The organism is Pseudomonas sp. R76 (genome assembly GCF_009834565.1).
Classification (GTDB): Bacteria; Pseudomonadota; Gammaproteobacteria; order Pseudomonadales; family Pseudomonadaceae; genus Aquipseudomonas.
Map to the genome: position 1 here is coordinate 2885033 of NZ_CP019428.1, position 13476 is coordinate 2898508.

At 61.3% G+C, this 13476-nt stretch carries 13 protein-coding genes; 9 read left to right on the forward strand and 4 right to left on the reverse strand.

Annotation, left to right across the window (positions count from 1 at the left end):
* The first annotated feature begins 249 nt into the window (after window positions 1-249).
* Both macA and PspR76_RS13220 read left to right on the forward strand, forming a co-directional pair.
* The gene (macA, locus tag PspR76_RS13215) at window positions 250-1401 is read left to right on the forward strand and encodes a macrolide transporter subunit MacA (RefSeq protein ID WP_159955854.1); all 1152 of its coding nucleotides are present in this window, start codon (window positions 250-252) and stop codon (window positions 1399-1401) included.
* Window positions 1402-1404: 3 nt separating this feature from the next.
* Window positions 1405-3363, forward strand: a complete 1959-nt coding sequence (locus PspR76_RS13220; RefSeq protein WP_159955856.1) for a MacB family efflux pump subunit — start codon at window positions 1405-1407, stop codon at window positions 3361-3363.
* A 131-nt stretch (window positions 3364-3494) separates the two neighbouring features.
* Here PspR76_RS13220 and PspR76_RS13225 read toward each other — a convergent pair whose 3' ends face one another.
* Complete coding sequence (locus PspR76_RS13225) at window positions 3495-4166, reverse strand: helix-turn-helix transcriptional regulator (protein WP_174245621.1); 672 nt, start codon at window positions 4164-4166, stop codon at window positions 3495-3497.
* Window positions 4167-4398: 232 nt separating this feature from the next.
* A complete protein-coding gene (locus tag PspR76_RS13230) occupies window positions 4399-5643 on the reverse strand; it encodes a methionine gamma-lyase (protein WP_159955860.1) in 1245 nt (414 codons plus the stop codon).
* A gap of 123 nt (window positions 5644-5766) precedes the next feature.
* Between PspR76_RS13230 and PspR76_RS13235 the strand changes: the two genes are divergently transcribed.
* From PspR76_RS13235 to PspR76_RS13265, 7 genes are all read left to right on the forward strand, one after another.
* Window positions 5767-6237 (forward strand): Lrp/AsnC family transcriptional regulator, encoded by a 471-nt coding sequence (locus tag PspR76_RS13235; protein ID WP_159955861.1) that lies wholly within the window; start codon window positions 5767-5769, stop codon window positions 6235-6237.
* A 122-nt stretch (window positions 6238-6359) separates the two neighbouring features.
* Window positions 6360-7589 (forward strand): formamidase, encoded by a 1230-nt coding sequence (gene fmdA / locus PspR76_RS13240; RefSeq protein WP_138815133.1) that lies wholly within the window; start codon window positions 6360-6362, stop codon window positions 7587-7589.
* Between the two features lie 2 nt (window positions 7590-7591).
* Entirely contained in the window at window positions 7592-7939 is a 348-nt protein-coding gene (locus PspR76_RS13245) for an FmdB family zinc ribbon protein (RefSeq protein ID WP_159955863.1), read from the forward strand.
* A 15-nt stretch (window positions 7940-7954) separates the two neighbouring features.
* Entirely contained in the window at window positions 7955-8998 is a 1044-nt protein-coding gene (locus PspR76_RS13250) for an aliphatic amidase (RefSeq protein WP_159955865.1), read from the forward strand.
* A 3-nt stretch (window positions 8999-9001) separates the two neighbouring features.
* Window positions 9002-9958, forward strand: a complete 957-nt coding sequence (locus tag PspR76_RS13255) for an AAA family ATPase (RefSeq protein WP_159955867.1) — start codon at window positions 9002-9004, stop codon at window positions 9956-9958.
* Between the two features lie 67 nt (window positions 9959-10025).
* A complete protein-coding gene (locus tag PspR76_RS13260) occupies window positions 10026-10598 on the forward strand; it encodes a DUF2239 family protein (RefSeq protein ID WP_159955869.1) in 573 nt (190 codons plus the stop codon).
* A gap of 25 nt (window positions 10599-10623) precedes the next feature.
* A complete protein-coding gene (locus PspR76_RS13265; protein WP_159955871.1) occupies window positions 10624-11979 on the forward strand; it encodes an MATE family efflux transporter in 1356 nt (451 codons plus the stop codon).
* Here PspR76_RS13265 and PspR76_RS13270 read toward each other — a convergent pair whose 3' ends face one another.
* Together PspR76_RS13270 and PspR76_RS13275 are read right to left on the reverse strand one after the other, a co-directional pair.
* Window positions 11980-12441, reverse strand: coding sequence for a DUF3225 domain-containing protein (locus PspR76_RS13270; RefSeq protein ID WP_159955873.1), 462 nt, complete (start codon window positions 12439-12441; stop codon window positions 11980-11982).
* A 66-nt stretch (window positions 12442-12507) separates the two neighbouring features.
* A complete protein-coding gene (locus PspR76_RS13275) occupies window positions 12508-13473 on the reverse strand; it encodes a GlxA family transcriptional regulator (RefSeq protein WP_159955875.1) in 966 nt (321 codons plus the stop codon).
* Window positions 13474-13476: the final 3 nt, after the last annotated feature.

The following is a 13476-nucleotide window of genomic DNA, read 5'->3' on the forward strand; positions in this document are numbered from 1 at the left end:
GGCCAGCGTGGTTTAACGGGGCGCTTGAGATCAAAAGCCCGATCAAGATCAAGATCAAGATCAACAGCAAATCAAAAGCCGAGTAATCCGTTCCTGATGCATGGAGATCCAAATGTGGGAGCTGGCTTGCCTGCGATAGCGGTGTATCAGCCAAGCACTTTGTGACTGACAGTCTGCAATCGCAGGCAAGCCAGCTCCCACACTAGAGCGTGTTAGCTGTAGGCCCTCTTCATCTTTTTATGGTCATTTATGGAAAAGTCAAAGTTTCGCAAACTCGGAATGCTCGCGGTGTTGGCGGTTGCCATTGGCCTTGTCGTGTACACGGTGCAAGCACCCGCCGATGCCCCGCAATACCTCACTGCCACGGCTGAACGCGGTGATATTGAAAACGCGGTGTTAGCCACCGGCCTGCTTGAAGGCGTCAAGCAAGTTGACGTCGGCGCCCAGGTGTCCGGGCAGTTGAAGTCGCTCAAGGTCAAGGTCGGCGACAAGGTGAAAAAGGGCCAGTGGCTCGCCGAAATTGACCCGCTGATCCTGCAGAACACCCTGCGCAAGGCCCAGGTGGATGAGGAAAACCTGCAGGCCCAGCGCCGGGCGACGGCGGCGCAGCTCAAGCAGGCCAAGTCCGTCTATGAACGCTACAAAGGTTTGCAGGTTGACGAGTCGGTTTCGCGTCAGGATTTCGAGGATGCCGAGTCCACCTTTCAGGTGCAGCAGGCCAACTTGTTGTCGTTGGACGCGCAAATCAAAAGCGCGCATATCCAGATCGACACCGCCAAGGTCAACCTGGCCTATACGCGCATCGTCGCGCCCATCGACGGCGATGTGGTCGGCATTGTCACCCAGGAAGGCCAGACCGTGATCGCCAGCCAGTTGGCGCCGGTGCTGCTCAAGCTGGCGGACCTGGACACCATGACCGTCAAGGCCCAGGTGTCTGAGGCGGATGTGATTCACATCAGCCCCGGCCAGCAGGTGTACTTCACCATCCTCGGCGAGGCCGACAAGCGTTACTACGCCAAGCTGCGCGGTACGGAGCCGGCGCCGCAGAACTTCCTTGAAACCCAGACCGCCGGCACGCCGAAGCAGAACACCGCGGTGTTCTACAACGCGTTGTTCGACGTGCCCAACCCCGACCACCGCCTGCGCATCGCCATGACCGCCCAGGTGCGTATTGTGCTCGACACCGCCCAGGCCGCGTTGATGGTGCCGGTGGCGGCACTTGGCGCGCGCAATGCCGATGGCAGCTATTCGCTGCGCGTGCTCGACGCCAAGGGCAAAGCCGTGTCGCGGGATGTGAAGACCGGGATCAACAACAACGTCAAAGTGCAGATTCTGGACGGCCTGGCCGAAGGCGATAAAGTCGTGATCGGTGACGCCACGCCTGCTGTGGCGGGGAGTTGAGCCATGACCCAACCCCTGTTGGAACTCAAGGGCATCACCCGCAGTTTTATGGCCGGCGAACGCGAATTCATTGCGCTCAAAGGCATCGACCTGACGATTCATGCCGGGGAAATGGTCGCGATCATTGGCGCATCCGGCTCGGGTAAATCGACCCTGATGAACATCCTCGGCGGCCTGGATTACGCCACCGCCGGCAGCTACAAGATCAATGGCATCGAAACCCGCTCGCTGGGCGATGAACAGTTGGCGGAACTGCGCCGCGATTACTTCGGGTTTATCTTCCAGCGCTACCATTTGCTCGCGCACTTGAGTGCCTTGCACAACGTCGAAATGCCGGCGATCTATGCGGGCACGCCGGAGACTCAACGCCACAGCCGCGCGCGCGAGTTGCTCACGCGCCTGGGCCTGGCGGGGCACACGACTCATCGGCCGAGCCAGCTTTCCGGTGGCCAGCAGCAGCGTGTGAGTATTGCCCGTGCGTTGATGAACGGCGGTGAAGTGATCCTCGCCGACGAACCCACCGGCGCCCTCGACACCCACAGCGGCAAGGAGGTGATGCGCATCCTCGCCGAGCTGCACGCGGCCGGGCACACGGTGATTATCGTCACCCACGACCCCAAGGTGGCGGCGAATGCCCAGCGCATTGTCGAGGTGTGCGACGGCGAGATTGTCAGCGACAAGGCCAACGACAGCGTCGGCCTGGAGCTGCCCGGCGAGGCCCCGATAGAAACCCGACGCAGCGGCGCACGCCGGCTGGTGGCGAGCCTGGGGTTGTTCAAGGAAGCCTTCAACATGGCCTGGGTCGCGCTGATTTCCCATCGCATGCGCACCTTGCTGACCATGCTCGGGATTGTCATCGGCATCACCTCGGTGGTGTCGATCTCGGCCATCGGTGAGGGCGCCAAACGCTATGTGCTCAAGGACATCCAGGCGATCGGAAGCAACACCATCGATATCTTTTCCGGCACCAGCTTTGGTGACAGCCGCGCATCGTCCATCGAGACGTTGATGCCCTCGGATGTGGAGGCGTTGAACCAACTGTATTACGTCGACAGCGCCACGCCGGTGGTGGGTCGTAACCTGCTGCTGCGTTTTGGCAATATCGATCTGGATGCGCAGGTCAATGGCGTCAGCGACCGCTACTTCAAGGTCAAAGGGTTGAAGCTGGAGGCCGGGATCGCCTTCAGCGAAAGCGACGCGCGACGCCAGGCCCAGGTGGTGGTGATCGACCACAACACCCGGCACCGCCTGTTCGGGCCGAATGTCGACCCGTTGGGCCAGGTGATCCTGGTGGGCAACTTGCCGTGCACGGTGATTGGCGTGACGGCCGACAACAAAAACATGTTCGCCGCCAGCAAGGCGCTGAACGTGTGGGTGCCTTACGAAACCGCGGCGGGGCGGCTTCTGGGCCAGCGTCATCTGGACAGCATCACCGTGCGCATCAAGGATGGCCAGCCGAGCAAGGTGGTGGAAGACAACGTCAATAAACTCATGCTGCAACGCCATGGCACCAAGGACTTCTTTACCAACAACCTCGACAGCATCATGCAGACGGTGCAGAAAACCAGCCGCTCGCTGGCACTGCTGTTGTCGCTGATTGCGGTGATCTCGTTGCTGGTGGGCGGCATTGGCGTGATGAATATCATGCTGGTGTCGGTGACCGAGCGTACCCGCGAGATTGGTATTCGCATGGCGGTGGGCGCACGGCAATCGGATATTCGCCAGCAGTTTCTGGTGGAGGCGGTGATGGTGTGTCTGATCGGCGGGATGATCGGGATCTCGCTGTCGTTCGCAATCGGTTATCTGTTTTCGTTGTTTGTGAAGGAGTGGGAGATGGTGTTCTCCCTGGGCTCGATCATCACCGCGTTTGCCTGCTCGACGATGATCGGCATTGTGTTTGGTTTTGTGCCGGCGAGGAATGCGGCGCGGTTGGACCCGATTGAGGCGTTGGCCAGGGACTGATTTTCCCCTGGCAACACACATCAACTGTGGGAGCGGGCTTGCTCGCGAATGCAGAGTGTCAGTCACCTTATGAGTGACAGATACACCGCTTTCGCGAGCAAGCCCGCTCCCACATTTAGATCCGTGTTGGCTTAAATACTGGCGGTGTCATCCGTCGCATACATCCACCGCAACAACGAATGCCGCCCGCTGATCCCCAGCTTGATCGCCGCGCGCTTGAGGTAACTTTCGATGGTGTTGACCTTCAGCGCCAGTTGCTCCGCCAACTCCGGCGCAGTGCGCCCGGCCAGCAGGCCGACGCACACTTCAAGCTCACGCTTGGACAGGGTCAGCCCCGATTGCACCAGGCGTTCTTCGATGCGACGGCGCAGGGTTTCGAGGCCTTGGCTTTCCGGCACCAGCGGTTCGCTGTTCGGGTGGCACGGCTGGATCGCGGTGATGTGTTTTTCCACCATGGGCAGCAACAGCGTGGAGAAGTCCTGCAGCATGCTGCGTTCCTGCGCTGAGAAACTCTCGGAGTGGTGCGCGCGGTACACCGACAGCACGTAGCGCATGTCGTCCTTGCGGCGCGTGAGGTGCAGTTGCGCGGCGGGTTGTTCTTCACCTAAAGCCACCACCGAATCGGTGTAGACCGGGCTGATCAGGCGCCGGGTTTGGCCTTCGGCGCTCACCCGCAATTGGGTGATATGGGTGGCGTCCACTGCCAGTTGGGTGAGGATCAGATCATGCAGCATACGTGGGAAGTGGCGACTGCCGGTGCTGGCGATGACCTTGCCTATATGTGGGAACAGGTGTGAGTTCATCAATTCGTCCATGAGTTTCGAGTGTAGGTATCCAGCCTTATAGCGACGGGGTTTAAGAAGGTAACGTGTATGAATAACCTACAGTGATAGTGCTCCCGCCGAGACGTATGCTAGTACAGCATCGCGAGATGAGGGGGATCCAATCTGGAAAAAATCAGATTAAAAATGCATAAGGACGGTCGGACCTGTCCGACGCATCCTGCGTGGGAAAGCATTACCTGGCGCGTAGGCCTTATTTTACGGCGTGCTCTTCTATCCTCGCCTGACGTGGCGCGGCGCGGGCGCATTTGGCCAGCGCCTGCTGCACATCCGCGAGCAGGTCGGCGATGTCCTCAAGCCCCACCGACAAACGCACCAGGCCTTCGCTGATACCGTGCTGCGCGCGCTCCTCTGGGGTGTAAGTGGAGTGAGTCATGCTGGCTGGGTGCTGGGCCAGTGATTCGGCATCGCCGAGGCTGACCGCGCGGGTGAACAGCTTCAGGGCATTCATGAAGCGCCGGCCCGTTTCAATCCCGCCCTTGAGCTCAAAGGCGATCATGCCGCCGGACTGCCTCATCTGCCGCGCCGCCAGTTCGTACTGTGGGAAAGAACGCAGGCCAGGGTAGGTCACCCATTGCACCATCGGGTGCGCCTGCAAGGCTTCGGCCACTGCCTGGGCATTGCTGCAATGGCGATCCATGCGCAAGGCCAGGGTCTTGAGGCCGCGCATCAGCAAGGATGCATCCTGGGGCGACATCACCGCACCGGTGAGGTCCTTGAGCCCTTGCAGACGGATGCGTTGCGCCAAGGCGTGGTTGCTCACGGCAATACCCGCGGTGATATCGCCATGGCCGCTGAGGTACTTGGTGGCCGAATGCACCACCACGTCAGCCCCCAGCTCCAGCGGCCGTTGCAGGTACGGCGTGCAATAGGTGTTGTCGACCACCACGGTGATGTTGGGTTGCGCGTGGGCGAGCTGGGCCACGGCGGCGATGTCCACCAGGCGCAGGTTGGGGTTGGCCGGCGTCTCGCAGTAAATCATGCGCGTGGCGGGCGACAGTGCCGCGCGCAAGGCTGCGAGGTCGGTGAGGTCGACATGGCGCACCTTGATGCCGAATTCGCCGATGCCGTGGTGCAACAGGGCGAAGGTGCAGCCGTAGAGGGTCTGGCTGACGATTACTTCGTCGCCTGGGCGCAACAGGGTCCAGAACGTCGCCGCAATAGCGCCCATGCCGGAGCTGAAGGCCACGGCTGCCTCGCCGTTTTCCAGGGTGGCCATGCGGGATTCGAGCAGGGCCAGGGTCGGGTTGGAAATACGTGTGTAGAAGTGCCCGCTGGCTTCACCGGCAAAGCAGGCGGCGCCGTATTCGGCGGTGGGGAACGCGAAAGTGGCGGACAAATAGATCGGTGGCACGAGGGCGCCGTGGTGGTCTTTGGGGTCATAGCCGTGATGGATGGCGCGGGTGGAAAAGCCGAATGTATTGTGTTTATTGTTCATGTCGGGCGCTCCTTATTTCCTACAATGCTATGCTCATAACTCAAGTAGAAATTTGCAAAATTTGCTGCCAAATCCCGCGCCAAGGGACGAAACATCCATAAAAACAATGAATAGAGGCAAGATATGCCCGTCAATTTGGATCGCACTGACAAGGCTCTTTTAAACGCGTTGCAAGGCAATGCCCGACTGACCGTGGCCGAGCTGGCTGATCGAGTTTCGTTGACGACGTCGCCGTGCTGGCGGCGAGTACGCAGCCTGGAAGAGAGCGGGGTGATCAGCGGCTACCAGGCGATCTTGTCACCCAAGGCGTTGGGGTATGGGGTGACGGCCTTTGTCAGCATCATGATGGAAAGCCATACCCAGGAGATTGCGCGGGCGTTTGAGCAGCGGCTGGTGGAGATTCCCGAGATTGTGGCGTGCCATAACGTGTCGGGGCGCTATGACTTTTTGCTGGAGGTTGTGGCCAGGGACCTGGAGTCGTTTGGCGAGTTTGCCCGGGAGGTGTTGCAGACGTTGCCGTGCGTCAAGGAGATTTATTCGAGTTTTTCGTATAAGTCGGTGCGGCGGTTGCGGGTGATTCCGTTGCCGGGCTGATCCTCGCGCTGTCTGCTTTCCGCGCTGGCGGTCGCTCATACGTCATCCAACGTATTCCCCGTTTTACCTGGCTCCACGAGACTGGATTGAACGCATCCCGTCATCCGTCCAGGAGCCAGTCCATGACCGAAACGCTGATCAAAGTCGACCTCAACCAGCCCGTCACCGAGAACGAGCAGATCCATAACCGCTGGCACCCGGATATCCCCATGGCGTGCTGGGTGAAGCCCGGTGATGACTTCATCCTGGAAACCTACGACTGGACCGCCGGCGCGATCAAGAACAACGACGACGCCAGTGATGTGCGTGACGTCGACCTGTCCACCGTGCATTACCTGTCGGGCCCGGTGGGTGTGCACGGCGCCGAGCCGGGTGATTTGCTGGTGGTGGACTTGCTCGACATCGGCGCCAAGGCGGATTCGCAATGGGGCTTCAACGGCTTCTTTTCGCGGCAGAACGGCGGCGGCTTTCTCACCGATCATTTCCCCAGCGCACAAAAAGCGATCTGGGATTTCAAGGGTATGTTCACCAGCTCGCGACACATCCCGGGGGTTAACTTTGCCGGCCTGATCCACCCCGGCCTGATCGGCTGCCTGCCCGACCCGGTGATGCTCGCCGACTGGAACCGCCGCGAGCAGGAACTGATCGACACCAACCCCACCCGCGTACCGCCACTGGCCAACGCGCCACTGGCTGCCACCGCGCACATGGGCAAGCTCAAAGGCCAGGCCCGTGACGACGCCGCGGCCACCGGCGCACGCACGGTGCCGCCGCGTGAGCATGGCGGTAATTGCGATATCAAGGATTTGTCGCGTGGCTCGAAGATTTTCTTCCCGGTCTACGTCAACGGCGCCGGGCTGTCGGTGGGCGACCTGCACTTCAGCCAGGGCGACGGCGAAATCACCTTTTGCGGCGCTATCGAAATGGCCGGTTGGGTGCACATGAAAGTCGAGCTGATCAAGGGCGGCATGGCCAAGTACGGGATCAAGAACCCGGTGTTCAAACCCAGCCCGATCACGCCGAATTACAAGAACTACCTGATCTTCGAAGGCATTTCGGTGGACGAGCAGGGCCAGCAGCACTACCTGGACGTTAACGTTGCCTACCGCCAGGCCTGCTTGAATGCGATCAACTACCTGACCAAGTTTGGCTACTCGCCGGCCCAGGGTTATGCATTGCTCGGCTCGGCGCCGGTGCAAGGGCATATCAGCGGCGTGGTGGACATTCCGAATGCGTGCGCCACGTTGTGGCTGCCGACGGAAATCTTCGAGTTCGACATCAACCCCAATGCCAACGGCCCGACCAAATTCCTCGACGGCAGTATCGACCTGCCCATCGCCCCGGACCTGTAGCCATGCCGACCTACGAATACGCCTGTGCCACCTGCGGCACCTTCACCATGCTGCGCCCGATTGCCCAGCGCAACGAGCCCAGCCAATGCCCGTACTGCGAAGGGCCGGGCGGGCAACTGATGGTCTCGGCCCCGGCGCTGCAAACGCTGTCGGCCAACCAGCGCAAGGCCATCGCCGGCAACGAGCGCAGCGCCCATGCGCCGCAAACGGTCGGCGAATACCAGCAAAGCCGCAAACATCCGGCGGGTTGCAGCTGCTGCGGCACCAGCAAGAAAGTCGCACCGAGCAAGGCTAACCCCTTGGGCCTCAAGACCAGGACCGGGCCACGGCCGTGGATGATCGGTCACTAGACCAGGAGCATTGTCATGCGTCATGGCGACATTTCCAGCAGCCCGGACACCGTCGGTGTCGCGGTGGTGAACTACAAGATGCCGCGCCTGCACAGCAAGGCCGAGGTCATCGAAAACGCGAAGAAGATCGCCGAGATCATCCTCGGCATGAAGCAGGGCCTGCCCGGCATGGACCTGGTGGTGTTCCCGGAATACAGCACCATGGGCATCATGTACGACCACGACGAGATGATGGCGACCGCCGCGAGCATTCCCGGCGACGAGACCGCGATCTTCTCGGCGGCGTGCCGCCAGGCGAACACCTGGGGCGTGTTCTCCCTGACCGGCGAGCGCCATGAGGAGCACCCGCACAAGGCGCCTTACAACACGTTGGTGCTGATCAATAACCTCGGCGAAATCGTGCAGCGTTACCGCAAGTGCATTCCCTGGTGCCCCATCGAAGGCTGGTATCCGGGCGATCGCACTTATGTGTGCGACGGGCCCAAGGGCATGAAGATCAGCCTGATCATCTGCGATGACGGTAACTACCCGGAAATCTGGCGCGACTGCGCGATGAAGGGCGCCGAGTTGATCGTGCGCTGCCAGGGCTATATGTACCCGGCCAAAGAGCAGCAGGTGCAGATGTCCAAGAGCATGGCCTGGGCGAATAACTGCTATGTGGCGGTGGCGAATGCGGCGGGCTTCGATGGGGTGTATTCGTACTTCGGCCACTCAGCGATCATCGGCTTTGACGGGCGCACCTTGGGCGAGTGTGGCGAGGAGGAGATGGGCATTCAGTACGCGCAGCTCTCGGTCTCGCAGATTCGCGATGCGCGGGCCAATGACCAGTCGCAGAACCACTTGTTCAAGTTGCTGCACCGTGGCTACACCGGCATGCACGCCTCGGGTGATGGCGACAAGGGCGTGGCCGACTGCCCGTTTGAGTTCTATCGCACCTGGGTGCTGGATGCGCAAAAAGCCCAGGAAAACGTCGAGAAAATCACCCGCAGCACCGTGGGTGTCGCCGAGTGCCCGGTGGGGCAACTGCCCCATGGCGGTAAAGAAAGAACGGTGGAGTAGGGCATGCGTTTTACCTTTGAACCGGCGCAGGTGATGGCGTTGCTGCGTAGCCGAATCGTGGGGCAGGAGGCCGCGCTGGCGCAGGTGGAAGGCTTGCTCAACGTGGTCAAGGCCGACATCAGTGAGCGCGACCGACCGCTGAGCGTCAACCTGTTCATGGGCCCGACCGGTGTGGGCAAGACCGAAGTGGTGCGCCTGCTGGCCCAGGCGCTGCATGGTCGCGCCGACGGGTTTTGCCGTATCGACATGCACACCTTGGCCCAGGAGCATTACGCCGCCGCGCTGACCGGCGCGCCGCCGGGGTATGTGGGCAGCAAAGAGGGCATCAGCCTGTTCAATAGCGAGTTGATCCAGGGCACTTACAGTCGCCCCGGCATCGTGTTGTTCGATGAACTGGAAAAAGCCAGCCAGGAAGTGGTGCGCAGCCTGCTGGGCATTTTGGAAAACGGCCAAATGAACTTGGCAGGTGGCGCGCGCACCTTGGACTTTCGCAACAGCCTGATCTTCATGACCAGCAATATCGGCGCGCAACAGGCGCGTCGGCATCGCCAACGCTTTGCCCACGGCTGGCGCCGGCTGCTGCGTGTGTTTGTGCGGGATGAGGCGGCGGTGTTGGAAGAGGCGTTGCACGGTCATTTCGAGCCGGAGTTTCTCAATCGCATCGACCGCATCTTGCTGTTCGATCCCATCGATAGCCACTGGCTGGAGGCGTTGCTGGAGGTTGAGCTGGGCAAGCTCAATCAACGCCTGGCGGCGCAGCAACGCTGGCTGAGTGTGGATGAGCCGGCGAAGGCGTGGTTGTGTCGCCAACACGATGCACGCTTCGGCGCACGGGCGTTGGGCCGACGCCTGCGGGTGGAACTGGAACCGGCAATTGCTGAATGTGTGTTGCGCGACCCGACGGTGCAGGGCATGCAAGTCGCGATGCGTGGCGAGCATTTGGACGTTTCACGACAATAGCCTTGCAAGCTGGGAAATTACCGCTAATATGATCCGGGTAAAACAAATAACATCCGGGTAATAAGTCATGCCTACGCAACACACGCCGCAGTGCACTGCCTTCGTCCGTCACCAGCGCGTGGCGGCCGGTTCCTATTCGGCTGTGGCCGCTGCCCTGGCGGGCCAGGACCTGCCTGCGGGCGCCTTTCTGGTCTTTGACGACGCCACTGGCACCCAGGTCGATTACCCGTGGCCAAGCGGTTATGCGCCTGAGCAACCCGCAGACGTGGCAATCGAGGAAGCACTGCCTGTCACCCCTTCGGTGGGTCGCCCCAAGCTGGGCGTGGTCGCGCGGGAAGTCACGCTGCTGCCGCGTCACTGGGAATGGCTGGGTCAACAACGCGGCGGTGCCTCGGCGGCCTTGCGCCGTTTGGTCGATGAAGCGCGTAATGCCAGCGCCGCGCGTGATCAGGCGCGCCAAGCCAAGGAAGCCAGCTATCGTTTCATGAGCGCCATCGGGGGCGACTTGCCCGGTTTTGAAGAAGCCTCGCGCGCGCTGTTCGCTGAGGATGCGGCGGCGTTTGCGACCAGGATCGCGCACTGGCCCATCGACGTGCAGGCTTACCTGGCCTGGCTGTCGCGCAATGCTTTCCCCGTCTAACAATAATTCCGGGACTCGAACCACCATGCAAGTCACCCAGCAACGGCCGTTGTGGCAGATCTACCTGATCTTTCTGGCACCGATGGTGCTGTCCAACTTCCTGCAAAGCTTTTCCGGCACGCTCAACGGCATTTATTTCGGGCAAATGCTTGGCACCCAGGCGCTGGCAGCGGTGTCGGGGATGTTTCCCATCGTGTTCTTCTTCATCGCCTTGGTGATCGGTTTGGGTGCCGGTGCTTCGGTGCTGATCGGCCAGGCCTGGGGCGCCGGGGAAACCGGGTTGGTCAAGGTGATTACGGGCGCGACCCTGACCTTGGGCGCGCTGGTGGGGTTGATCGCGGCCGTGCTCGGCAGCCTGTTCGCGCGCCCGGCCTTGCAGGCGTTGGGTACGCCGATTGATGTCCTCGACGATGCCGTTGGGTATGCCCAGATGATGATGCTGATCATGCCGCTGCTGCTGGTCTTCATTCTCTATACCCAGCTGCTGCGCGGCGTCAGCGACACGATTTCGCCGTTGCTGGCGCTGATGGTCTCGACCCTGGTTGGCCTGCTGCTGACCCCGGCCCTGATTCGCGGCTGGATCGGCTTGCCGCCCATGGGCATCCAGAGCGCGGTGTATGCCGGGCTGGTGGGCAACGCTGCGGCGATGCTGTTCCTGATCCTGCGCCTGCGCCACAAGAACCATGTGATGGCGCCGGACCGTGAGCTGCTCGCCGCTTTGCGCCTGGACCGCGTGATCCTCGGCAAAGTCCTGCGCATCGGCCTGCCGACCGGTTTGCAGATGGTGGTGCTGTCGCTGTCGGAATTGGTCATTCTCGCGCTGGTCAACAGCCACGGTTCCCAGGCCACGGCGGCCTATGGCGCGGTGACGCAGATCGTCAATTACGTGCAATTCCCGGCGCTGTCGATTGCAATCACCGCCTCGATCCTCGGTGCGCAGGCAATTGGTGCCGGGCGCCTGGAGCGTATCGGGCCGATCCTGCGTACCGGCTTGCTGATCAACACCTGCCTGACGGGCGGCCTGATTGTGCTTGGCTACGTGCTGTCGCACTGGTTGCTGGGCCTGTTCATTACCGACGATGCGGCGCGACTGAATGCCGAACACCTGCTGCACATCATGTTGTGGAGCATTTTGGTGTTCGGCTTCCAAGCCGTGGTCGGCGGGATCATGCGCGCCAGTGGCGTGGTGCTGATGCCGGTCGCCATCTCGATTTTCTGCGTGCTGTGTGTCGAGTTGCCGATGGCATATGTGCTCAATGCGCACTTCGGCCTGGAAGGCGTGTGGATGGCATTCCCGGTGACCTACCTGGCGATGCTGGCGCTGCAGACTGCTTATTACCGGTTGGTGTGGCGGCATAAGCAGATCACGCGGTTGGTGTGATTATTTGAAGTGGGTATCGGCCAGCGGCATGATGCTTGCGACATGCCAGCCGTCCTTGCCTTTCAATAACGTCTGGCTGATCAGGAAGGTATCCACCTGAGCGGCCTCGCCTGGATGGCCTCGGGTAAAGGCGACCGGCACCATCAGTTGGGCCACGTCGTCGTTCAGCATCACCACACTGAAGTGGCTCATGTCGGGTTGCAGCTGCCAGGTGCCCTTGTAGTACTCCTTGAGTTTGCTGACGACGGCATCCGGGCCCCAGTTGGCTTCGCCCCGGGCAAACCAGAGCATCTTCGGTGAATCCCAGAGCATGGCCCTTATCCGGGTGAGGTCATGGGCGTTTTGCGCTGCGACAAATCGCGTGAAGAACGCCCGGGTTTCGTCCTCTTGCGGGGTCGCGAAAGCAGGGGTGAGAGAAAGTAACGAGAAGAGGGCGCCAACGGCCAGTGCACAACGTTTCATAAGGGTTCCTCAGGGGATGGTCGCTGAGGTCAAGCTTAGGCCAGCTCAAACACCGGCAAAGGCCATTTAACCCTCGTTTCTGGACATTGAGCTCGCATCGTCGGGGTTTCGCGCCGTGCGTCGTATCACCCGGGGCGGCTCGCCGAATTGGCGAATGAAGGCCCGGCGCATGCGCTCGCTGTCGCCAAACCCGGTCTGGCGGGCGATGTTGTCGAGGGGGTGGCGCCCATCCTGGATCAACGCCACGGCCACCTCGATCCGCAGCTTTTCCACGGCCTTGGCCGGTGAAAGCCCGGTTTGTGCGTGAAACGCGCGGCTGAACTGGCGCAGGCTCAGGTGCGCGGCGTCTGCCAGTTCACTCAACGGCAGGGCGCGATGCAGGTTATTGCGCATGTACGTCATGGCGGCCTGAATGCGGTCGGTCTTGTGTTCCATATCCAGCAGCACCGAGCGTTGTGGCTGGCCTGCGACGCGACGGCTCTGAAGAATGAAGGTTTTCGACACGGCGCGGGCGACTGCCGGCCCCAGATCGGCTTCAACCATCGCCAATGCCTGATCAATGCCGGCGGTCATGCCGGCGCTGGTCCAGATTGCCCCGTCAATCACAAACAACCGCTCTTCTTCCAGCTGGACCTTGGGATAGCGCGCGCGAAATTCGTCGGCGAAGAACCAGTGGGTGGTGGCCCGTATGCCGTCGAGCAAGCCCGCCTGTGCCAGAAAAAAGGTACCGGAGCAGGTGGCCGCGAGACGACGCGTGTGGCCGGCGGCGTGGCGCAGGTAAGCCAGCAGCGGCGCGGTGAATTCGCGGTCACTGCCGCCGCCGATGATGACTGTGTCGAACGCGGTCTGATCAAAGCGTTCGGTGTGCACCACCACGCCCAAGGAGCTGCGTACCGGCCCGCCCTGTTCGGAGAGTAGCTTGACATCGTAATGGGCCTTGCCCACGGCGCTGTTGGCACTCTCGAAGACGGACAGCGCAGCGAAGCTCATGACGCCGAAGCCGGGAAAGGTGATGAAACCGATGCGCTGCATGAT

What these genes read in the sequence shown, in the direction of transcription:
- macA (WP_159955854.1), top strand. Translation starts at nt 250, where the DNA reads ATGGAAAAGTCAAAGTTTCGCAAACTCGGAATGCTCGCGGTGTTGGCG.
- PspR76_RS13220 (WP_159955856.1), top strand. Translation starts at nt 1,405, where the DNA reads ATGACCCAACCCCTGTTGGAACTCAAGGGCATCACCCGCAGTTTTATG.
- PspR76_RS13225 (WP_174245621.1), bottom strand. Translation starts at nt 4,166, where the DNA reads ATGAACTCACACCTGTTCCCACATATAGGCAAGGTCATCGCCAGCACC.
- PspR76_RS13230 (WP_159955860.1), bottom strand. Translation starts at nt 5,643, where the DNA reads ATGAACAATAAACACAATACATTCGGCTTTTCCACCCGCGCCATCCAT.
- PspR76_RS13235 (WP_159955861.1), top strand. Translation starts at nt 5,767, where the DNA reads ATGCCCGTCAATTTGGATCGCACTGACAAGGCTCTTTTAAACGCGTTG.
- fmdA (WP_138815133.1), top strand. Translation starts at nt 6,360, where the DNA reads ATGACCGAAACGCTGATCAAAGTCGACCTCAACCAGCCCGTCACCGAG.
- PspR76_RS13245 (WP_159955863.1), top strand. Translation starts at nt 7,592, where the DNA reads ATGCCGACCTACGAATACGCCTGTGCCACCTGCGGCACCTTCACCATG.
- PspR76_RS13250 (WP_159955865.1), top strand. Translation starts at nt 7,955, where the DNA reads ATGCGTCATGGCGACATTTCCAGCAGCCCGGACACCGTCGGTGTCGCG.
- PspR76_RS13255 (WP_159955867.1), top strand. Translation starts at nt 9,002, where the DNA reads ATGCGTTTTACCTTTGAACCGGCGCAGGTGATGGCGTTGCTGCGTAGC.
- PspR76_RS13260 (WP_159955869.1), top strand. Translation starts at nt 10,026, where the DNA reads ATGCCTACGCAACACACGCCGCAGTGCACTGCCTTCGTCCGTCACCAG.
- PspR76_RS13265 (WP_159955871.1), top strand. Translation starts at nt 10,624, where the DNA reads ATGCAAGTCACCCAGCAACGGCCGTTGTGGCAGATCTACCTGATCTTT.
- PspR76_RS13270 (WP_159955873.1), bottom strand. Translation starts at nt 12,441, where the DNA reads ATGAAACGTTGTGCACTGGCCGTTGGCGCCCTCTTCTCGTTACTTTCT.
- PspR76_RS13275 (WP_159955875.1), bottom strand. Translation starts at nt 13,473, where the DNA reads ATGCAGCGCATCGGTTTCATCACCTTTCCCGGCTTCGGCGTCATGAGC.